At 72.4% G+C, this 19,993-nt stretch carries 16 protein-coding genes; 4 read left to right on the top strand and 12 right to left on the bottom strand.

The window, feature by feature from the left end; genetic code table 11:
* Window positions 1–192: 192 nt before the first annotated feature.
* Window positions 193–1,248, top strand: a complete 1,056-nt coding sequence (locus ACGFMP_RS31540) for a sigma-70 family RNA polymerase sigma factor (RefSeq protein WP_393676734.1) — start codon at window positions 193–195, stop codon at window positions 1,246–1,248.
* Between the two features lie 188 nt (window positions 1,249–1,436).
* Here ACGFMP_RS31540 and ACGFMP_RS31535 read toward each other — a convergent pair whose 3' ends face one another.
* From ACGFMP_RS31535 to ACGFMP_RS31520, 4 genes are all read right to left on the bottom strand, one after another.
* Window positions 1,437–2,540, bottom strand: a complete 1,104-nt coding sequence (locus tag ACGFMP_RS31535; RefSeq protein WP_393676732.1) for a LacI family DNA-binding transcriptional regulator — start codon at window positions 2,538–2,540, stop codon at window positions 1,437–1,439.
* Between the two features lie 97 nt (window positions 2,541–2,637).
* Window positions 2,638–4,287: an extracellular solute-binding protein gene (locus ACGFMP_RS31530; RefSeq protein ID WP_393676730.1), complete on the bottom strand. Its 1,650-nt coding sequence runs from the start codon at window positions 4,285–4,287 to the stop codon at window positions 2,638–2,640.
* A gap of 43 nt (window positions 4,288–4,330) precedes the next feature.
* Window positions 4,331–5,194, bottom strand: a complete 864-nt coding sequence (locus ACGFMP_RS31525) for a carbohydrate ABC transporter permease (RefSeq protein ID WP_393676741.1) — start codon at window positions 5,192–5,194, stop codon at window positions 4,331–4,333.
* A gap of 80 nt (window positions 5,195–5,274) precedes the next feature.
* Complete coding sequence (locus ACGFMP_RS31520; RefSeq protein ID WP_393676728.1) at window positions 5,275–6,264, bottom strand: ABC transporter permease; 990 nt, start codon at window positions 6,262–6,264, stop codon at window positions 5,275–5,277.
* A 152-nt stretch (window positions 6,265–6,416) separates the two neighbouring features.
* On the opposite strand from ACGFMP_RS31520, the gene ACGFMP_RS31515 reads away from it, so the two are divergent.
* Window positions 6,417–7,418 (top strand): hydroxyacid dehydrogenase, encoded by a 1,002-nt coding sequence (locus ACGFMP_RS31515; RefSeq protein ID WP_393676727.1) that lies wholly within the window; start codon window positions 6,417–6,419, stop codon window positions 7,416–7,418.
* Window positions 7,419–7,435: 17 nt separating this feature from the next.
* On the opposite strand, the gene ACGFMP_RS31510 is transcribed toward ACGFMP_RS31515, so the two are convergent.
* The 8 genes from ACGFMP_RS31510 to ACGFMP_RS31475 form a co-directional block, all read right to left on the bottom strand.
* Entirely contained in the window at window positions 7,436–8,557 is a 1,122-nt protein-coding gene (locus ACGFMP_RS31510; RefSeq protein ID WP_393676725.1) for a hypothetical protein, read from the bottom strand.
* A complete protein-coding gene (locus ACGFMP_RS31505; protein WP_393676723.1) occupies window positions 8,554–9,984 on the bottom strand; it encodes a hypothetical protein in 1,431 nt (476 codons plus the stop codon). Before ACGFMP_RS31505 ends, ACGFMP_RS31510 begins: the two co-directional genes overlap by 4 nt.
* Before the next feature lie 243 nt (window positions 9,985–10,227).
* Window positions 10,228–11,898 carry a type IV secretory system conjugative DNA transfer family protein gene (locus ACGFMP_RS31500; RefSeq protein WP_393676721.1) on the bottom strand — a complete coding sequence of 557 codons (1,671 nt, stop codon included), beginning with the start codon at window positions 11,896–11,898 and terminating at the stop codon, window positions 10,228–10,230.
* Between the two features lies 1 nt (window position 11,899).
* A complete protein-coding gene (locus tag ACGFMP_RS31495; RefSeq protein ID WP_393676739.1) occupies window positions 11,900–13,327 on the bottom strand; it encodes an ATP-binding protein in 1,428 nt (475 codons plus the stop codon).
* 32 nt (window positions 13,328–13,359) lie between these two features.
* Complete coding sequence (locus ACGFMP_RS31490) at window positions 13,360–14,904, bottom strand: SCO6880 family protein (RefSeq protein ID WP_393676719.1); 1,545 nt, start codon at window positions 14,902–14,904, stop codon at window positions 13,360–13,362.
* Window positions 14,901–16,301 (bottom strand): hypothetical protein, encoded by a 1,401-nt coding sequence (locus tag ACGFMP_RS31485; RefSeq protein ID WP_393676717.1) that lies wholly within the window; start codon window positions 16,299–16,301, stop codon window positions 14,901–14,903. The genes ACGFMP_RS31490 and ACGFMP_RS31485 overlap by 4 nt, the downstream gene beginning before the upstream one ends.
* Window positions 16,291–17,127: a hypothetical protein gene (locus ACGFMP_RS31480; protein ID WP_393676715.1), complete on the bottom strand. Its 837-nt coding sequence runs from the start codon at window positions 17,125–17,127 to the stop codon at window positions 16,291–16,293. Before ACGFMP_RS31480 ends, ACGFMP_RS31485 begins: the two co-directional genes overlap by 11 nt.
* A gap of 171 nt (window positions 17,128–17,298) precedes the next feature.
* On the bottom strand, window positions 17,299–17,607 hold the full coding sequence (locus tag ACGFMP_RS31475; RefSeq protein ID WP_031524459.1) for a hypothetical protein: 309 nt from the start codon (window positions 17,605–17,607) through the stop codon (window positions 17,299–17,301).
* Between the two features lie 290 nt (window positions 17,608–17,897).
* Here ACGFMP_RS31475 and ACGFMP_RS31470 point away from each other — a divergent pair, with 290 nt between their 5' ends.
* Window positions 17,898–18,902 (top strand): NlpC/P60 family protein, encoded by a 1,005-nt coding sequence (locus ACGFMP_RS31470; RefSeq protein ID WP_393676713.1) that lies wholly within the window; start codon window positions 17,898–17,900, stop codon window positions 18,900–18,902.
* Window positions 18,903–19,232: 330 nt separating this feature from the next.
* A complete protein-coding gene (locus tag ACGFMP_RS31465) occupies window positions 19,233–19,928 on the top strand; it encodes a phosphatase PAP2 family protein (RefSeq protein WP_393676711.1) in 696 nt (231 codons plus the stop codon).
* The last annotated feature ends 65 nt before the right edge of the window (window positions 19,929–19,993 follow it).

Below are 19,993 nucleotides of genomic sequence, written 5' to 3'. Positions count from 1 at the left end.
GGGGGGACCCTGTGGGAGAGTAGGACACCGCCGAACAATTATTGATAGAGCGTCAGCCCCCGTGCCTTGCACGGGGGCTGACGCTTTTCTGCGTTCACCAGGAGACTCCTCCCAGGAGCGAGCACTTTCCGGTGCCGGCGGTGTCTGTACTGGGGAGAGCGGACGCGGGCGGGTGCGAGGAGGGGCCGGGACATGGTGGCCGAGGTGTGGCGGAGTGACGAGACGCGGACCGGTGACCTGGTGGCACTGGCGCGCGCGGGAGACGGTGACGCCTTTCGGCGGCTGACCGAGCCGTACAGGCGGGAGCTCCAGGTGCACTGCTACCGCATCCTCGGGTCGTTGCAGGACGCGGAGGATCTGCTGCAGGAGACGTTGCTGGCGGCGTGGCGCGGGCTCGACGGCTACGAGGGCAGGGCGTCGGTGCGGACCTGGCTCTACCGGATCGCCACCAACCGCTGCCTGAACGCGCTGCGGGCCGGCGCCCGGCGCCCGCAGCGCGAGCCGGCTCACACTCCGATGGGAGTCCCGCTGCCCGAGCCGACCCGGCGCCGTACCGAGCCGACGTGGCTTGAGCCGTATCCCGACACGCTGCTCGCCGACCTGCCCGACCGGGCGCCGGGGCCTGAGGCGCGCTACGAGACCAGGGAGGCGGTGTCGCTCGCCTTCCTTTCGGGGCTCCAGCAACTGCCGCCGCGGCAGCGGGCGGTGCTGGTGCTGCGCGATGTGCTGGGCTTCAGGGCCGCGGAGGCGGCCGGGGTCCTCGACACCACGGAGAGCGCGGTGTCCAACGCGCTCAGGCGGGCGCGGGCGACGCTGGCGGACGCACTGCCGGGGGCCGACAGGGAGCGGGCGCCGCTGCCGGATTCGGCGCGGGAGCGGCGGGTGGTGGAGGCTTTCGCGAGGGCCTTCGAAGCGGGGGACGTGGACGCGATCCTGGCGCTGCTGACCGATGACGTGTGGCTGACGATGCCGCCGCTCGACCTGGAGTACCAGGGGCACACGGCGGTCGGGCGGTTCCTGCGGACCGTCGTGCTGGGCGGTGGCCGCACCTACGTGCTGCGGCCGATCCGGGCGAACGGTCAGCCGGCTTTCGGCTTCTACCGGCGGGACCCGGGTTCTGCGATCGTGCACGCGCACGGGGTACTGCTGCTGACGCTGGCGGGGGACCGGGTCTCGGTGCTGACCAGGTTCATCGACAACGGGCTGCTGCCGGAGTTCGGGCTGTCGAGGTCGCTGCGCGACAGATAGCGGTAGATGGCGACAGGGAGCGGCCGGTGGCGGTAGGGGCCACCGGCGGCTGGTCCGGCAGCCACTACGGCCGAAAGTCACAACGGACGGCCGCCGCGGCCGCGGTCAGCCGCCCGCGGTCAGGCGCGGCGGCTCTGCTCGGCCAGGGTCGCCGTCGCGCGGCCCGCCCCCGCGCCCCGCCTCACGCCTCACGCCAGGCGGCGGACGCTCTGCCGCAGGACGGTGTGGGTGCCCAGGAGGTGGCGCGACTGGGTGGTGCTGCGGGGGGCGCCAGGATGGGCGGGCTCCTCGGCGAGGGCGAGGCGGACCGCCTCCCGGCCGAGCTCGTACGCGGGGATGTTGACCGTGGTGAGCGGGGGGTTGAGGTCCTGCGCGAGGCCGTCGTTGTTGTAGCCGACGACGGAGATGTCGTCCGGCGTCCGCAGGCCGTACTCGCGCATCGCGGCCATCGCACCCGCCGCGGCCTGGTCGTCGCCTGCGAAGACGGCGGTGAACTCGGGGCGGCCGTCGCAGTCGGCGAGGATCTGGCGCATGGCCGCGTAGCCGTGGGAGCGGCCGAGGCCCACTCCGGCGATGCGCTCGGCGGCGGGGCCGAGGCCGTGGTCGGCGAGGGCGCGGCGGTAGCCGGCGATGCGGGGCTCCACCGTGGTGTGCCCCGGCATGGTGCCCAGGTAGAGGATGTCGCGGTGGCCGGCCGAGAGCAGGTGGCTGACGACGGCGTAGGCGCCGGCCTCGTTGTCGTACTCCACGACCAGCACCGGCATGTCGGCGCTGGGTGCCGGCCGGCCGCACAGGACCAGGCGGGAGCCGGCGGCGGCGAGCCCGTGGGCGTACTCGGTGAGCCGGGCCTGGTAGCGCTCGTCCTCGACGGCGCCGCCGACCAGGACCACGAACTCGGACCGCTGCTCCCGCATCATCTGGACCAGGGCGAGTTCGCGTGCCTCGTCGCCGCCGTGGCTGCACACCATGCACAGCCGGCCGCGGGCGGCGGCCTCCTGCTCGACGCCTTGGGCGACGCTGGCGTAGAAGGCGCTGTCCACGGAGGAGACGATGACGGCCACGGTCTTGGGCCCCGTGCCGGCCAGTGCGCGGGCGCGGCCGTCGATCACGTAGTCGAGGTCCTTCACGGCCCGCAGCACCTTGGCGCGTGCCGCGGCGGACGTGGGGTAGTTCCCGGCCAGTACCCGCGAGACGGTGGCGACCGAGACGCCCGCCCGGTCGGCGACATCGCGGATGGTGACGCGGCGGGCGCTGCCGCCGATGGTGCCCGGCCCTGGTGAAATCTCCGCCATCCCCGCCATCCGATGTCCCCGGCGCGCCGGTGTCCTTTGCGGCCCGCGCCGCCGCCCAGCGTAATGGGCCTGCCGCGGCGGCGCGGGCGGGTATCCGTCAGTGGTTCGAGGCGTAGTCCTTGGCGTAGTCCTCGGCGATCTGGTCCAGGCCCATGCTGCGCATCTTCTTGACGGTGTCGTCCCAGGCGCTCAGCGGTTTGCGGCCGGCGATGATCGAACCGACCGTGTCGGTGCGCAGGGTGTCGATGGACGCGCCGACCCGGCTGGTCGTCTCGGACTGCAGGCCGAAGCTGGGGTTGCGCACCAGCATCGGTGCGATCTTCAGCTGCCAGGCGTGGTTGCGCTGGACGACGTCCGGGCGGCCGGGCAGGTAGAGCACCTGCGGGGCGTCGCACAGGTACTTGATCGGGAGCTGCACCGGGTTCTCGACCAGGCCCAGCTCGGTGGCGATGGGCGCGCCGGTCTTGTCGCGGGTGAAGTGCGTGCCCTCCACGCCGAAGTGGTTGAGCTCGTACTCCTTGGTGCCGAACGGCGAGGCCAGGTAGTCGAGCACCCGCAGGATCAGCTTGATGCGGTCCGGTGTGGTCTTCTTCAGCGCGGTGTAGCCCCAGGCGCCCTTCGCCCGCTGCATGCCCGGCTTGGCGCCGTTGCTCGGCTTGTACGGGACTGCCGCGTCGAGGACGAAGGCGTCCTTGATGCTGGGGATGGAGGTGCCGAGCGCGCCGAAGCCGTCGACCATCGAGGCGACGGTGCCGTTGTAGAAGTACGTCTTGGTGTCGACGGTGGAGGTGCCGAGCACGTTCGGGTTGTAGAGGCCGGCCTTCCGCAGCTTGGTCATGTACTCCAGGCCGGCCCGGTATTCGTCGGTGGTGTAGGCGCTGACGAAGGAGCCGCCGTCGAGCTTCCAGCCCTGGGGCGCGCCGAAGGCCATGGTGTGCATGGTCTCGCCGAACAGCAGTGGCGCGGACGAGCCGAGCCCGTACTTCTTGCCGTGGGTGGCGTTCTTCGCGACGGCCATGAAGTCGTCCGAGGTCCAGCCGTCCTTCATGCCGGCCTGGGTGAAGACGTCGTTGTTGATCCACAGGCAGTTGCCGGGTGCGGAGCGCTGGACGGGGATGCCGTAGAGGCGCCCGCCGATGTGGCCCATGTCCTGCCAGACGTACGTCGGCAGGTTCGCCAGGTTCGGGTACGCCTTGATCGCGTCGCCGGAGATGTAGTCGGACAGGTCGGCGCACTTGGACGCCACGAAGTCGGCCTCGCGGGGCAGCGTGTGGCCGCCGCCGAAGTTGATGACGTCGGGCAGGTCGTTGCCCGCCATCATGGTGGCCATCTTCGTCATGTAGTCGGCGTCGGGCACGACGGTGAACTCGATGGTCACCCCCAGCGCCTCGTTGATCGCCGCCCAGAACTTGTTCTGCGCCGCGGGCTTGGGCGGGGTGCCGTAGGTGATGGCCATCACCTTGATCGTCTCGCCCTTGCCCGGCTTGTCGTGGACCGCGCTGACCAGGTTCTTGGGGTAGGACAGGTAGCCGGGCTGTATGCCGTCCGCGGTGCCGGGCAGGTCGGGGGCGGGGCCGGTGAAGGGGACGTACGCCGGCCAGGGGGCGAGCTTCTTTCCGGCGTTGCCCACATCGTGCTTGGCCGACGAGGTCGAGCAGGCGGCGAGGACGGACGGTGCGGCCAGGGCGGCGCCACCTGCGGCGATCGAACGCAGCAGCGTACGCCGCGAGAACGACGAGGAACTCACGGTGGGTCCTTTCTTCGAGGGGTGTGTGCGGGGGCGACAGGCCCTAGGACTTGATGGCGCCGGTGAGCACGCCCTTGGTGAAGTACTTCTGGAGGAAGGGGTAGACGAGCAGGATCGGCACGGTGGCCACCACGAGCACCGCCATCTGGATCGTCTGCGGTGCGGCCACGGTGCCCGCGTCGCCGGCGGCGGAGTCGGCGAGCTGCGAGCCGCCGACGACGTAGGTGCGCAGCACCTGCTGCAGCGGCCAGTGGCCGGAGTCGAGGTAGATCGACGCGTAGAACCAGGCGTTCCAGTACGAGACCGCGTAGAACAGCCCCACCACCGCGAGTGCGGCCTTGGACAGCGGCAGCACGATGCGGCGCAGGATCAGCCATTCGCTCGCGCCGTCCAGCCGCGCCGCCTCGTACAGCTCCTCGGGGACGGACTGGAAGAAGCCGCGCAGGACCACCAGGTTGAAGACGTTGATGAGCACGGGGGCGACGAGCGCGCCGTAGCTGTCGAGCAGGTGCAGGCCCTTGACCAGCAGGAAGGCCGGGATGATGCCGGGTGGGAAGAGGAAGGTGAACAGGATCAGCAGCAGGATCGGCCGGCCGCCGAAGACGTCGCGGCGGCTGAGGGCGTAGGCGAGGCCGATGGTGCAGGCCAGGCTCGCCGCGGTGCCGATGACGGTGACGCCGGCGCTGACCCACAGGGCGTGGGTGACGATGCCGCCGTCGAACAGCTCGCGGTAGGCGCGCAGGGTGGGGTGCTGCGGCCACAGCACCCAGCCGCCGTTGGCGACGACTTCCGCGTTGGACGCGAAGCTGGTCGAGACGATGATCAGGAAGGGGACGCTGACCAGCAGGACGACCGCTGCCAGGGCGACCGCCTTGGCGGCCTGGGTGGCCGGCTTCGGCCGCTCCATCCACGCCGGGCGCACCGGCCTTGCCGGGCCGCTCCGCCGCGGTGCGCGCCTGGGTCCGCGCAGGCTCCAGGTGGTGCTGCTCATCGGTAGACCCCCTGCTCGCCGAGGCGGTGTGCGACCTTGTTGGCGGCGAAGACGAGTGCGGCGCCCACGACGCCCTTGAACAGGCCGGCCGCGGCGGCGTATCCGTAGTCGCCGCCGACCAGGCCCTTGTAGTAGACGAAGGTGTCGATGACCTCGGCCGCGTCCGGGCCGACCGAGGCCCGCTGGAGCAGCATCTGCTCGAAGCCGACGGACAGGATGTCGCCGAGCCGCATGATCAGCAGCAGCACGATGATCGGGCGCACCGACGGCAGGGTGATGTGCCAGAACCGCCGCCATGGGCCTGCGCCGTCGATCGCGGCGGCCTCGTACTGCTGCTCGTCGACCTGGGTGAGCGCGGCGAGGAAGATGATCGTGCCCCAGCCGCAGTCCTTCCAGATCACCTCGGCGATCACCAGCGGCTTGAAGGCGGTGGGATTGCCGATGATGTCCACGGAGTGCAGGTGGGCGTCGCCGAGCACGTTGTTGAGCAGGCCGGTCTCGCCCAGCACCTGCTGGAAGACCGCGACGACGATCACCCAGGACAGGAAGTGCGGCAGATACGCCACCGACTGGACGAACTTGCGGACGCTGTCCCTGGTCAGGCTGTGCAGCAGCATCGCCAGCGCGATCGGCACCGGGAAGAAGAAGACCAGCTGGAGCAGCGCGATCCACACGGTGTTGAGGACCGCGGACCAGAAGTCCGGGTCGCCGAACATCGTCCGGAAGTTGTCGACGCCCACCCACTGGCTGGCCCACAGGCCGTCGAAGGGGACGTAGTCCTTGAACGCGATGACGTTGCCCGCCAGTGCGCCGTAGTGGAAGACCAGGAAGTACGCCACGCCCGGTGCCATGAGCGCCAGCAGCACCCAGTCCCTGCGCAGCCGTTTGAGGCGGGTGTCGTGCCCCTTCCGTCCGGCCCTTCGGTCTGCCCCGGACGCACCTGCCGCCCCTGTGCGGCTGGTGGCGTCCCGTTCGGCTATCGCCATCGCGTCCTCCTCGACGCCTAAGGTGGGACGGAAACTAAACCGGTTACTACGACACGGTCAACCCCTCGCGCCGGAATGACGTTGACCCTAGGCTGGCTCGCACCTAATCTGAGTGCATCAGGAAAGTAACCGATTACACGCGAGGGGCAGACATGGCGGAGCGGCCGAAGCTGGTGCTGGCGATGCGGCAGGACATCCTGGACCTGGTCCTTCCGGCCCCGCTGCGCGCCCGGCTCGACACGCTGGCCGACGTCCATCCGCTGCTGCTCACCGATGTGGCGGCACCCGGCGCGGGCGCCGCCCTCGCCACCGCCGAGGTGCTGCTCACCGGGTGGGGGGCGCCCGAGGTCGACGCCGGGCTGCTGGCCCGCGCGCCCCGGCTCGGCGCGGTCGTCCACGCCGCGGGCACCGTCAAGCACCATGTGCACGCGGCGGTCTGGGAGCGGGGGATCGCGGTGTCGTCGGCCGCCGACGCCAACGCCGGGCCCGTCGTCGACTTCACCATGGCCACGGTGGTCCTCGCCGCCCGGCGCACCCTCGGCGCCGCCGCCGACTACCGCCGCGGGCGGCTGCCCGGCTACCCCGAACGCCGCGGCGCCGACGGCGCCGTCGTCGGAGTCATCGGCGCGTCACGCATCGGACGCGGCGTCATCGCCCGGCTCCTCGCCGCGGACTCCGGCTTCCGGGTGCTGCTGGCCGACCCGTACGTCTCGGCGGCGGACGCCGCCGCACTCGGAGTGCGGCTCGTCGACCTCGACGAGCTCTGCGCCGCCTCCGACATCGTCACCGTCCACGCGCCCGACCTGCCGGAGACCCGGCACCTCCTCGACGGGCGGCGGCTGGGGCTGCTCCGCGACGGCGCCGCCGTCATCAACACGGCCAGGGGCCGGCTGGTCGACACCGAGGCGCTGGCCCGCGAGTGCGCGACCGGGCGGCTCGACGCCTATCTCGACGTGACGGACCCCGAGCCGCTGCCGGTCGGCCACGTGCTCCACACCCTGCCCAACGTGCTGCTCACCCCGCACATCGCGGGGTGCCAGGGCTCCGAGGTCCAGCGCCTGGGTGCCTACGCGGTCTCCGAGGTCGAACGCTGGGCCGCGGGCCGCCCGCTGCTCGGCGCCGTCCACGCCGCGGACCTCGCCCGCATCGCCTGAGGGCCGCCCCAGGGGCCTCAGTGGTGGCGGAGCAGGTGGGCGAAGCCGGACGCGCGGATGCGGGTGGCCAGGTCGTCCGGGGTCAGCGCGAGGGCGGCCGCCGCGCTGGGGATGTGCCAGTCGTGCGCGGCGAGGTGGGAGAGGATGTGGCCGCGGCGGATCTGCGCCTCGGAGAGCCGGAAGGTCTTCAGATAGGCGATACGGCCGTCGGGCGCGGTGATGGCCTCGCCGATGTGGTTCTCCGTACGCGGCCGGAAGGCGGGCAGGAAGCGCCGCAGGGTGAAGTCCCCGGCCCGGTGGACGGTGCGGGCGGTGTACTCGGGGGCCAGCAGCCCCGCCGCCATCGTGCCGCTGTGGAAGTCGGCCCACTCCCGCCGCTGTACGGCGAGCGCCGCGCGCAGGTCGGCCGTGGAGCCGATGCGCCCGGCGTCCAGGCGCGGGACGAAGTCCTGGACCGGGGCGCCGAGCAGCGCGTAATGGTGGATCAGGTCGCCGTAGAGGTCCTGGACCAGCGTGGTGTGCAGGGCGCGGTAGTCGTCGGGGTGCGGGACGGCGAAGGCCGCGGCGACGGCGTCCGCGGTGTGCAGGACGACCCCGCACTGGCCGGGGTGGATCTCGAACACCCGCAGCGCGTCGGCCAGTCCGCTGACCTCTGCGCCGATGTACGCCTCCTCCACCCGCGGCGAGAGCCCGCGCCGCAGCGCCTGCAGGGACCACTCCTCCCAGGCGATGGCGGGCCCGCCGAAGTGCAGCGCCAGGTAGCCCTCGAGGGCGAGGTGCAGCGGCAGGAAGCGCAGCCGGCGCTTGGCCACCCGGCGGGCCATGCGGCGGTGGACGTGCAGCGGCATCGCCTCGACCGGCTGCGGTGCGCCGCGCCCGCCGCGCAGCTGGGTGCCGTAGGCGGCCGCGGGCTGCGCACCCCAGTCGGCGACGAAACCGTGCGGGATGTACGACGTGTAGGCCGTGTGGTCGCCGACGTCGACCACGCCGACGCCGTCGGCGTACAGCTCGCGGTGCAGCCGAAGGCCCGGCAGCGGCTCGTCGCGCACCAGCGGTACGAGGCGGATGCCGCCCCACACCTGGGCGGGCATGGTGCGGAGCCCGTCCAGGTCGAGCCGCAGCGCGGCGGTGGCGGTCATCGGGCCTCGCCCCCCGCGGCGAGGAAGGCGGCGATCCTGGTGTCGAGGTGGGCGCGCAGCTCCGGCAGGCCGGTACGGCCGGTGGCGAAGTGCGCCAGGCCGACCAGCGAGGGGAGGTCCTCGGCGTCGCGGATGCCCGCGGTGGGGACCGCGGGCGACAGCCGGCGGACGTCGAAGCCGCCTGCGTCGTAGACCGGGTTGAGGTGGACGACGGCGACGCGGCCGTCCGGGTCGAGCCGCTCGCGCCACACCCGCAGCACCTCCGCGGCCATGCCGGGCGGCGCGTTGTCCCAGCCGTCGGAGACGATCACGAGCCGGTCGGGCCCGGTCTCCAGCGCGTCGGCGATGCGCTCGCCGAGCGGCGTCGCACCGAACGGGTACGCCAGCAGCGGGTCGCGGCGGCCCGAGGTCCACAGCGCGGTGTAGCTGCCGGCGAGGGCTTCGAGCAGGTGGTGCGAGGCGAGCGCGACGGCCAGCGGGCGGCGGCGCTTGTGGCCGGAGGCGTGGGTCGAGAAGCTGTCGTCGAGCACGGCCGTGACCCGGCCCCAGCCGCCCGCAGCGGCGCCGGCGGTGCGGCGGGCGGCGGCGCGCAGCGCCCCGGTCAGCTCGGTTCTGCGCGCCACCCGGTCGCCGAGCGGCAGCCCCAGGACGTACGAGGCCAGCCGGGTGAGCGGCATCCTGGCCAGGTCGGTGCGTACCGCGGTCGCGCCCCGCTCGCGAGCGGACTCCTGGAGGCGCAGCCGCTCGCCGCGGGTCATCCGCGGGGCGATCCGGTCAAGGAAGGCGCCGCGGGCGATGCCGTGCCGGGCCGCGAAGCCCTCGGCCACGGTGAAGGGCAGCTCGTAGACGGCCGCCTGCTCGTAGTGCGCCCGCCGCCACGTCTCCAGCAGCGGCGCCGCGTAGTGCTTGCGGCCGCGCGGCCGGAAGAGGAAGTCGCCCAGTTCGGGGTCGGGCGGCGCAAGGTGGGCGTGCCGCAGCGCGGTCTTCACCCCCGCGCGGTATTTGACGGCGTCGAAGACCGGGTCGGGCCGTGCCGCCAGCCAGTCCCGCAGGATCGCCCGGGTGCGGCGGTTGTTGACCTTCGCCCCGCGCAGTTCTGCGATGAGGGCGTAGACGCGCTGCGGCGGCAGCAGCGCCAGCCGGCGGGCGATCAGCCGCCCCTCGACGGCGCGCCGGCCGGGCGTGGCCTCGCGTGCGGTGGCCAGCAGGTGGCGGATGATCAGCGCCGCGTTGTGGTCGTTGATGTCGAGGGCGAGCACCGCGGCGTAGAGGTCGCGGTAGTTGCCGAGCATGTACGCGTGCAGGAAGTCCAGGGACAGCCGCTGCTCGGAGGCGTCGGTGTGGAACTCGCGTTGCGAGGTGGCGGTGATCGCGGCGTTGGTGAAGAGCAGGACGTCTTCTGCGGCGATCAGGCCCTCGGCGGGCATCGGCAGGCTCCCGGTGCGTTGGGGTGGGGGTGCCGACCGGGGAATGAGGGCGCGAGCTGCGAATCATTGCTTCAAAGGCAGTTTCCGGAAGTCGCGACGGAGTCCCGCGGTCGGCCCAGGCACCGTAACAGGCGCCGTGCGCGCGGCTCTCGGGGTTTTCCGCCGCCCTGCCCCACCGTCCGGCCGTACCGCCCTGCCCGCTCACGGGGCCGCACCGCCGGCCTGCCTCGCCGGCCCGGACGCTCAGCGCAGCCGGATCGCGTCCCGCACCGACGGCGGCAGGCTGTCCGCGGTGTCGTCGCCGAGGGCGAGCCGCTGGTCGGCGTGCTGCCACAGCGGGGCCTGCCAGCGGGCCGTGGCCTGCTCGGGGGACCGCAGCACCGCCAGGGTGGGCAGGCCCGCCGCGGTGCCCGTGGCAAGCAGGTCCGGCAGGTCGGGTGCGGGGGCGAGGGCGGCGACATCGTCGAGCACGAAGGTCAGTGGTGGGTCGAGCCGGCCGGCGGATGACCCTGCGGCCATGCGCCGGCCGTGCTCGACCACGCTCGAGAGGAGTGCGGTGAGCAGCGGCATCGCACCCAGGTGGGTGCGCGGGTCCTCGATCCGTTCGCCCATCACGTAGAGCGTTCCCTTTTCCGCGGCCCATGACTCCAGATCCAGGCCCCCGGTACGCGCCGGATTGCACGCGTCGCGGATGTGCACGGAATTCAGCGGCTCCAGGATCTGCCGGATCAGCGCCTGGGCGGCGTCCCGCCGTTCCGGATGGGCATGCAGCACCGACTCCAGCTCGCCGCTCCAGCCGGAGGCCGCGCCGGTGTCGGTGCGCAGGATGCGTACGGCGTCGGCCGCCGCGCTGCCGCCCGCCGTCCAGCGGTGCACCTGGCGGAAGGGGCGGCCGTCCACGGCGGCGGCGTGCAGCCAGCACCGCAGCAGGGTGACCGCGGTGGAGTGCACGATGGCCTCGTCGGCGCGCGCGGTACGCAGCGGCGCCAGCAGCGCCGCCGCCCGGGTGGCTGCGGTCGCGGGACGCTCGCAGCCGCGGTGCGGCGCCCAGCGCAGCCGTCCGGGCACGTCGAGCAGATGCGCCGGGTCGTAGACGTGGACGGGGCCGAGCTTGCTGCGGTTGCCGACTGTCTGGTGGTAGGTGTCAGGGTCGGCGCTCGTCACCAGCACGGGTCCCGCCGCGGCCAGGACAGCGGGCTGCACCACGCGTTTGGCCTGGTCGCCGCGGGGCCCGGCGAAGAGCGCGTAGGTACGGGTGACCTCGCCGCCGTCGAGGACGGCGGGCCGCGGCTCGCGGACGGGCGGCATCGCCAGGCCGACCGCGGGCAGTTCGGTGGTGACCGGGTCCGCGGCCCGCGGCGGGACGGCCCGCGGCACGGTGCGGAACCAGGCGTCGAGCCCGTCCCCCTCGGCCTTCCCGCCCGCCTCGCCGTGGCCTTCGCCATAGCCTTGGACGTGGCCTTCGCCGCGGCCTTTGACGGCCGGTGCGCGGCCCCTGCGGCGGGGCGTGGGCACCGCGGTGGCCGCGGGCTCCGGCTCGGCCCGCGGGTCCTCCTGGCGGCGCTCGTCGCGGGTACGCAGCCTGGCCACCACGTTGAGCACCCACACCGCGACCGTGAACAGCACCATCAACTGCCCGATGAGGATGCCCCAGAAGAGGCCGGCCCCCGGCAGCTCCCCCGGCCGGGCGCCGGGCCATGCCGCGGGGACGTCGTGCGGCTGCCCGATCAGCGCCCGCATCGCGCCCGGGGTGCGGGTGAAGTGCACGTCGCCGGGCCACGCACCGTGCGAGAGCAGGGCGGAGATGCCGGTCGCCGTCCACACCAGCAGGGTGACGCCCAGCAGGAACGCGATGATCCCGACGATCAGCCCGTCCGGCAGCCCACCGCTCTGCTCCCGCTTCCGTGCCGCCATGTCATGCCACCGCGTCGTCGGCCAATTGCTTGGCGAGTGCGACCTGCGCGGCGGCGTGCGCCTCCGCGCGGGCCTCCGCCTCGGCTTCGGCCTCCGCCTCGGCCGCCATGCCTGCGGCGTGCTGCACCGAGGTCTCCGTCATGGCGCGGTCGGTGAAGACCAGCGGCCGCTCGGTCTCGGTGATCAGGTGCTTGACCACCTGCACATTGCCGTTGACGTCCCACACCGCGATGCCGGGGGTCAGCGTGGGGATGATCTCCACGGCCCAGCGCGGCAGCCCGAGCACCCGGCCCGTGGCGCGCGCCTCGTCGGCCTTCTGGGCGTAGATGGTGCGGGTGGAGGCCATCTTGAGGATCGCCGCCGCCTCCTTCGCCGCGGCCCCGTCGACCACGTCGGACAGGTGGTGGACCACGGCGACGAAGGACAGGCCCAGCCGGCGGCCGAACTTCAGCAGCCGCTGGAAGAGCTGCGCCACGAAAGGCGAGTTGATGATGTGCCAGGCCTCCTCGACCAGGAAGATGCGCTTCTTCCGGTCGGGCCGGATCCAGGTGTGCTCCAGCCACACCCCGACGATGGCCATCAGGATCGGCATCGCGATGGAATTGCGGTCGATGTGCGACAGGTCGAAGACGATCAGCGGCGAGTCCAGGTCGATGCCCGCGCTGGTCGGCCCGTCGAACATGCCGCGCAGGTCGCCGTCGACCAGCCGGTCGAGCACCAGGGCCACGTCCAGGCCCCAGGCCCGCACGTCGTCCAGGTCGACGTTCATCGCCTCGGCGGACTCCGGCATCGGGTGCCGCAGCCGGTCCACGATGTCGGTGAGGATCGGCTGGCGCTCCGTCACCGTCTCGGCCACGTAGGCGTGCGCCACCTTCAGCGCGAAGCCCGACCGCTCGTCGAGGCCGCGGCCCATCGCCACCTCGATGATGGTGCGCAGCAGGGCCAGCTGGCCGGTCACCGTGATCGCCGGGTCCAGCGGGTTGAGCTTGATGCCGCCGTCGAGTGCCGCCATCGGGTCGAGGCGGATCGGGGTCAGGCCCATCGCCCTGGCGATGAGATTCCACTCGCCGACGCCGTCCTCGCCCTGCGCGTCGAGGACCACCACCTGCCGGTCGCGGAAGCGCAGCTGGCGCAGCACGTAGGTCTTCTCCAGCGCCGACTTGCCGTTGCCCGACTCGCCCAGCACCAGCCAGTGCGGGGCGGGCAGCTGCTGGCCGTAGAGCTGGAAGGGGTCGTAGATGTAGCCCTTGCCCGAGTAGACCTCGCGGCCGATGATCACCCCGGAGTCGCCGAGTCCCGGCGCCGCGGTCGGCAGGTAGACGGCCTGCGCCTGGCCTGTCGAGGTGCGCACCGGCAGCCTGGTCGACTCGACCCGGCCGAAAAGGAAGCTGGTGAACGCGTCGGTGAGCGCCGCAAGAGGGTCCAGCATGGGCATGGCGATGGCCTCCTCGTGACGGACGACTAGCGGCGGATGCCGGTCGCGAACGGCAACGTATTGACGAATGCCCGGTGGTGCTCACGATCGCACCATTCGAGCTTCAAATACGACTTACCGGCGGAAGCACGGATGGTGCGCTTGTCGCGCGCCAGCGCTTCCGGGGAGCGCGAGGACACCGTGATGTACCCCACCAGGTTCACCCCCGCGGCGCCGCTCGCCAGGTCCTCGCCGCGCTGGTCGATCCGCCCGTGGTGGGCGATGTCGCGCGGGTCCACCACGCGGTTCATCTTCGCGGCGCGGCTGGCCTCGGCGTCGTCGTTGGTCTTCTCGGTGAGCATCCGCTCGATCGCCACGTCCGTCGGTTCGAGGTCCATCGTCACCGCGACCGTACGGATCACGTCCGGGGTGTGCACCAGCAGCGGGGCCAGGAAGTTCACCCCGACCGGCGTCATCGGCCACTCCTTGATCCAGGCCGTCGAGTGGTGCCAGGGGGCGCGGGTCATCGACTCGCGGGTCTTGGCCTGGAGGAAGGTCGGCTCGGTCGCGTCCAGCTCGGCGGGCCAGGCGTTGCGCCTGGTCATCGCCTGGATGTGGTCGATGGGGTGGTCCGGGTCGTACATCGAGTGCACCAGGGACGCCAGCCGGGCCTGGCCCAGCGGCTGCCTGACCCGGATGTCGGCCTCGGCGAGCCGCGCGCAGATGTCGTTCAGCTCGCGGGCCATCACCGCGGCGAGGCCGCCGTCCTTGTCCACCTTGGTGCCGCGTACGGCCGTGGCGCGGGCCATCGCGTTGCCCTCGGCCGACAGCTCCCTGGTGAAGTGCATGCACGCCACCAGATACGCCCGGTGCTGCTCGGAGGATGTCGACACCATCGACTGGAGCTGCTCGTAGGACTCCTTGAGCCACCGGTCGGCGTCCGGGTCGCCGCGCTGGGCGACGTCCTTGGCGTGCGCGTCCGGGTCGGCGGGCAGCGTGCGGGCCAGCATCTGCAGCCGGGTGACGAAGCCGTCGCCGTTCGCCACGTGCTTGAGCAGCGTGCCGAAGCGTTCCACCAGGGCTTCCTGGTCCTCGCTGTCGCGCAGGCCCACACCGGGGCCCTCGATCTCGATGGCCGCGGTGACCGTACGCCGGTCCACATGCAGCAGCACCGCGATCTCGTCGGGCCCGAAGGGCGCCGCGAGCCAGCTGATCCGCCCGATGCCCGGCGGCGGCCCCACCTCGATCTCCCGCCCGTCCAGCGCGGTGCCCGCCTCCTGCACCGCCGAGCGGTAGGTGGGCGAGACCCGCAGAGTGCGGCGGTAGGTGCGGTTGATCTCGAACCAGCGGTAGAAGGTGCGCCGCCGGTAGGGCAGGAAGACCGCCGCCAGCGCCAGCGTCGGCCAGCCGACCAGGCCGATGATCCGCAGCAGCAGGATCGGCACCAGCAGACCGTTGAGCATGCCGAGACCGGCGCCGAGCACGATCAGGACGATCTCGCCGGTCTCCCGGTTCTTGCCCACGATCGCGTTGGGCCTTGCCTTGCCGATCAGATAGGTCCGGCGCGGCTGGGTGAAGGGCTGGGTCGTCACCCGCGATCACCTCCCTGCGTGCCGTTGTTCGATCCCTGGTTCGATCGGAAGGGCGAGCCGAAGCCGCCGCCTCCGCCGCCTTGCCCGCCGCCCGGCCGGGGTGGCGGTGGCGGTGCGGCGGCGCCGCCCTGGTTGCCGCCGCGGGAGCTGTGTGCGGCCATGCCGCCGGCCACCGCGCTGGACGGCTGCGCGCCGCCGCCCTGCGCCTGCTCCTGCGGGCCGCCGCGGGCGCTGTGCGTCTTGATGCCCTGCTTGACCAGCGCGGCGGGCGAGGAGATGACCGCGGCGGCCTGGCTCTGCCCGCTCGCCTTGCGGTTGTTGCGCAGATTCACGACGTCGTCGCCGAAACCGGGCACGAAGCGGTAGATCATGGCGCTCGCGAAGATCGCCAGCAGGATGATGGCCAGGCCAGAGACGACCGCGGAGAAGGCGTCGGGGCCGCTGTCGGACGAGGACAGCGCTCCGGCCAGGCCCAGCACGATCACGATCACCGGTTTCACCAGGATCACCGCGATCATGATGCCGGCCCAGCGCCTGACGTGGTGCCACATGTTCTTGTCCACCAGGCCCGCGTAGACCGCGGTCCCCAGCATCGCGCCCACGTACAGCAGGGCGGCCCTGATCACCAGTTCGAGCCACAGCACGCCGGCGGCGAGCACCGAGACCATCGACACCACGATCAGCATGATCGGGCCGCCGCCGATGTCGGTGCCCTTGGTCAGGGCGCCGGAGAAGGAGCCGAAGAAGACATCCGTGTCGGACTTCGTGCCCGAGGACACCACGTCGGTGACCGCGTCGGTCGCCGACACCACGGTGTAGAGGATCAGCGGGGTGAAGGCGGAGGCCAGCACCGTCAGCCACAGGAAGCCGACCGCCTCGGTCAGCGCCTCGGTCATCGGGACGCCGCGCACCGCCCGCTTGGCCACCGCCAGCAGCCACAGGATCAGCGTCAGGATCGTCGACGCGGCGAAGACCACGGCGTACTGCCGCAGGAAGGAGGTGTTGGTGAAGTCGACCTGCGTCGTCTTCGTCACCGCGGCCGACAGCTTGTCGATCGTCCAGGCGGCGGCGTTGGCACACCCCTTGGCGAGCGACGTGAGCGGGTCGAGCGAGTCGGTCGGGTTGGTGCCCTTGGCGGGGGCGCCGGTGTCGCCCTTCGTGCAGTAGTCCTTGGCGGCGCCGATGAGGCCGTCGCAGGCGTTGCTGGTGGGCGGCGCCGCGGAAGGGGTGGCACCGGGCGCCGAGGGCGGCGGGGTGGCCGCCAGCGCCGCGCGGGCGGGCAGCGCGAGCGCCGCGGCGGTGAGCACGGTCAGCGTGGCGGGTACGGACCAGCGGCGGTGGCCCGACTGGCCGCCGACGGTGCGGTTCTGACGTCGGGTGCGGCTGCTACCTGGCATACGTGAACCCTCCGTAGTCCCGGACCGCGCCGGCGATTTCGTCGGCGGAGGCGGCCTGGTTGTCGGCGGCGACCGGGGCGGGGCCCTCCTTCTGGGTGGAGGACCGGATCTTCCAGTCACCGCCCGCCCAGACCAGCTTCTCGGTGATGGTGAACCAGGCGGTGCTGACCGGCTTGGTCGAGCCGGTGCCCGCCAGGCCGATCAGGTCGGTGCACCAGACCTCGACCGTCCTGGCGTCGGCGGAGCCGCCCGCGGTGGTCTTGGTGCCGATCGGGACGGTGCGGGAGACGAAGGTGAGGCCGGCAGGCGCGGTGCCGTCGGCGGACAGGCCGAGGCTCTTGAGCGTCGCGCCCGAGTAGGCCCGGTCCAGGTCGGCCTGGAGGGCGGCGCTGACGGCGGGGTCGTAGATCGCGCCGACGATCGCGTGCCTGCGGCCTGCGTTGAACATGTCGGTGGAGCCCAGCGCCACCGCGAAGTTGGCCGCAGCGGACTGCGCGCCCTGCTCGGTGTGCGCGAAGCCGGCCGGGATGCCCGCGTCGCTCTTGCCCTCGACGGGCTTCTGCCCGGTCGGGGCGGTGGGCGCCGCGCCGGAGCCGCGGGAGCCGGTCGAGCCGCCTGAGGCCGTGCCGCTGCCCTCGCCGGCGCCGTCGGCCGACGGTCCGCCACCGCGGTTGGCGAAGGCGAGGGCCGCGATCAGCAGGACGACGACGCCCACCACCGTGACCAGGGCGCGCCGGGGCTGCGGGCGGCGGGTGCCGCCGCCGTGGGCCCCGTGGCCTTCGGGCATCCGGGTCCTGGTCGGAGGTCCGTCCTGGCCGAGACTCATCGCGCGGCCACCCCTCGGCGCGCCGCGGGCGCGCGGGAGGACCGCGTGGGGCGGACGGCTCCGCTGCTTGGTCGAGTGGGCATCAGCACGCAGCCTCGGGTGGGAAGGTGGGGCCTGGGACGGGCTCCGGGGACTTGGCGGAAGGGCAGGGCCGGGCGGCGGCGCGCGCGGCTACACGGCCATTCCGTAGACGATGGTGAACAGCGTGCCGAGCGATCCGATGATGAACACGCCGGTCAGCCCGGCGATGATCAATCCCTTGCCCTGCTCCGCGCTGAAGGTGTCGCGCAGCGCGGTCGCGCCGATCCGCTGCTTCGCCGCACCCCAGATCGCCATGGCCAGGCACAGCAGGATCGCCACCGCCATGACCACCTCGATCATCACACGGGCTTCCTGGCCGAGGGACCCGAAAGGCCCCCAGTCGGGTGCGATACCGCCGATGATGGTGTTGATGTCGCCCTTGGGGGCTGCCACGAACATGTAACTCACCACCCCGCTCTGTCAGTTGGCTCCCCTGCCGGGGCGCAAGGGGCCAGCATCTATCTTGACCGACGTTTCCGCTGTTGCGCGCCGCTCAGCGACTTTCTCGGCGGATCGTCCGTGTGATCCGGCCCGGAGCCGTCAGACTGTTGGGCGGACCGGTGTTCGATGGGACATGGATGACTACTCTGTGTATCACGAGCATAACCGCAGGGCAACGATGGGAACGTGCGTTCCTGCAAGGGCGCGCAGGGTGAGGTGGACACGGTGCGGAAGGGGAGGCGGCGCTGATGGTGCGTAAGGTCTGGCCGGCCGTCATCCTCGGCGGTGGGCTGCTCTTTTCACTCATGGCCCTGCTGGTGGTGGGCACCTATTCGGCGGCCGCCGGGCTCGCGGGCAAGAGCGGCGGCGCGGTGGGTCTGGCCAAGGGCGCGGTGCCCGACATCTACCAGCCGCTCGTGCAGCGGTGGGGCGACCTGTGCCCGGCGATCAACCCGCCTTTGCTGGCCGCCCAGCTCTACCAGGAGAGCGGCTGGGACCCGCGGGCGCAGAGCGGTGCGCAGGCGCAGGGCATCGCCCAGTTCATCCCCGGCACCTGGGCGACACACGGAATCGACGGCAATGGCGACGGCAAGGCCGACGTGTGGGACCCCGAGGACGCGATCCCGTCGGCCGCGACCTACGACTGCGACCTGGCCTCCTACGTGAAGAACGTGCCGGGCGACAACACCGACAACATGCTGGCGGCGTACAACGCGGGCGCGTACGCCGTGATCCAGGCCGGCGGGGTGCCGCCGTACGCGGAGACACAGAATTACGTGAAGACCATCCGCACCCTGGCGAAGAGCTTCGCCGCGCCGGTGGGGGCGGTGGCACCGTCCCAGCAGGCGGCGGGGGCCATCTACTTCGCGCAGCAGCGGATCGGCACCCCTTATCTGTGGGGCGGCGAAGGGACGGCGGCGCAGGGCGGGCGGTTCGACTGCTCGGGGCTGACGCAGGCGTCGTACGCCTCGGTCGGCATCACCCTGCCGCGCGTCGCCAACGACCAGTGGAACGCAGGCGCGCACCCGGCCAGGAGCGCGCTGCTCCCCGGCGACCTGGTCTTCTTCGCCTACAACCTCAACGACCCGCGCTCGATCCATCACGTCGGCATCTACGTCGGCGGCGGCTACATGATCGACGCGCCGCACACCGGCGCCGAGATCAGGTTCGACCGGATCGACAGCCCCGACTACATCGGTGCGACCCGGGTCACCCAGGCGGGCGCGGCGGCGCTGCCGGTGGCCGCGGCCTGATCGCTCGGGTGCGCCGGTGGCCGCCGGCGGCCACCCGCGGTCGCCGGGGCGAGGGCGGCGCCGCAGCGCCCGCCGGTGCGTCCGGAAGGGGCGTCAGGACACCTTCCCGACCGCGGGGCGTCATCCCCTGGCCTACGGTCGGCCGTTATGCATGTCCACTGGTCACCCTTGGATAACAGCATGGTGATCTTCTGGCGAAGACCGGAACGCTACGTACCGTGTCGGCCGTTGTACGGGCGACAATGGGTTGGTACGCAAGCGACGGGGGTTGCAGACGTGCCGAGCCGCTGAGGCACGGTCAGTTGCTAGTGGTTAAGGGGCACCACCGCCATGGCAGAGGTTGCTAACGACAGCGCGAACCCCGACATCACCCTGCTCCGCTCCATCAACGATCTCGCCAAGCAGGCCCCCCGCGGTGTCGACAAGGCCGTGGAGTTCGCCGGCGAGTACGGCCTGATCATCCTGACCGCCCTGCTGGCCGGATGGTGCTGGTGGCGGGTGGCCAGGCGGTCCTCCGACGCGCCCGCCGCGGTCGCCGGCGTGCTGTGGTCCTGCCTGGCCGCGGGCACCGCCCTGCTGCTCAACTTCCCGGTACGCGCGCTGGTGCGGCGGCCGAGACCCTACGTCGACCACGACGGCCTCGACGTGCTGGTGCCTGGCCACCACCCGATGTCCTTCGTCAGCGACCATGTCACGCTCACCGCGGCGGTCGCGGTCGGGCTGTTCATGGTCAGCCGCAAGGCGGGCGCCATCGCCCTGGTGATCGCCCTGGCAGAAGGCTTCACCCAGGTCTACCTGGGCGCGCACTACCCGACCGACGTCGTCGGCGGATTCGCCCTCGGCGCCGCCACCGCGCTGCTGCTCGCCCCGATCGCGCTGGCCCTGCTCACCGCCCTGACCACGGCGGTGGCCCGCACTCGCGCGTCCTTCCTGGTCCGGGCCCGCCCCACCCCCTACGGCGGGCCGCCGCGTGCCGCCTCGCCGCACCACCGGCACAGCGCCGACGACAAGGACCTGGCGGCCTGAGGGCTGCCGGTGATCCCCGGCGGCCGTGCGGCGACCCCCGCGGCACCTCGCGGCGTCGTCGGGCC

The organism is Streptomyces sp. NPDC049040, from assembly GCF_043197715.1.
Classification (GTDB): Bacteria; Actinomycetota; Actinomycetes; order Streptomycetales; family Streptomycetaceae; genus Actinacidiphila.
The sequence above is the reverse complement of the archived record's forward strand: the minus strand, read 5'-3'. Positions and strand labels throughout refer to the sequence as shown.

What these genes read in the sequence shown, in the direction of transcription:
- ACGFMP_RS31535 (WP_393676732.1), bottom strand. Translation starts at nt 2,540, where the DNA reads ATGGCGGAGATTTCACCAGGGCCGGGCACCATCGGCGGCAGCGCCCGC.
- ACGFMP_RS31495 (WP_393676739.1), bottom strand. Translation starts at nt 13,327, where the DNA reads ATGCTGGACCCTCTTGCGGCGCTCACCGACGCGTTCACCAGCTTCCTT.
- ACGFMP_RS31510 (WP_393676725.1), bottom strand. Translation starts at nt 8,557, where the DNA reads ATGACCGCCACCGCCGCGCTGCGGCTCGACCTGGACGGGCTCCGCACC.
- ACGFMP_RS31520 (WP_393676728.1), bottom strand. Translation starts at nt 6,264, where the DNA reads ATGGCGATAGCCGAACGGGACGCCACCAGCCGCACAGGGGCGGCAGGT.
- ACGFMP_RS31470 (WP_393676713.1), top strand. Translation starts at nt 17,898, where the DNA reads ATGGTGCGTAAGGTCTGGCCGGCCGTCATCCTCGGCGGTGGGCTGCTC.
- ACGFMP_RS31485 (WP_393676717.1), bottom strand. Translation starts at nt 16,301, where the DNA reads ATGCCAGGTAGCAGCCGCACCCGACGTCAGAACCGCACCGTCGGCGGC.
- ACGFMP_RS31480 (WP_393676715.1), bottom strand. Translation starts at nt 17,127, where the DNA reads ATGAGTCTCGGCCAGGACGGACCTCCGACCAGGACCCGGATGCCCGAA.
- ACGFMP_RS31515 (WP_393676727.1), top strand. Translation starts at nt 6,417, where the DNA reads ATGGCGGAGCGGCCGAAGCTGGTGCTGGCGATGCGGCAGGACATCCTG.
- ACGFMP_RS31475 (WP_031524459.1), bottom strand. Translation starts at nt 17,607, where the DNA reads ATGTTCGTGGCAGCCCCCAAGGGCGACATCAACACCATCATCGGCGGT.
- ACGFMP_RS31525 (WP_393676741.1), bottom strand. Translation starts at nt 5,194, where the DNA reads ATGGAGCGGCCGAAGCCGGCCACCCAGGCCGCCAAGGCGGTCGCCCTG.
- ACGFMP_RS31465 (WP_393676711.1), top strand. Translation starts at nt 19,233, where the DNA reads ATGGCAGAGGTTGCTAACGACAGCGCGAACCCCGACATCACCCTGCTC.
- ACGFMP_RS31540 (WP_393676734.1), top strand. Translation starts at nt 193, where the DNA reads ATGGTGGCCGAGGTGTGGCGGAGTGACGAGACGCGGACCGGTGACCTG.
- ACGFMP_RS31505 (WP_393676723.1), bottom strand. Translation starts at nt 9,984, where the DNA reads ATGCCCGCCGAGGGCCTGATCGCCGCAGAAGACGTCCTGCTCTTCACC.
- ACGFMP_RS31500 (WP_393676721.1), bottom strand. Translation starts at nt 11,898, where the DNA reads ATGGCGGCACGGAAGCGGGAGCAGAGCGGTGGGCTGCCGGACGGGCTG.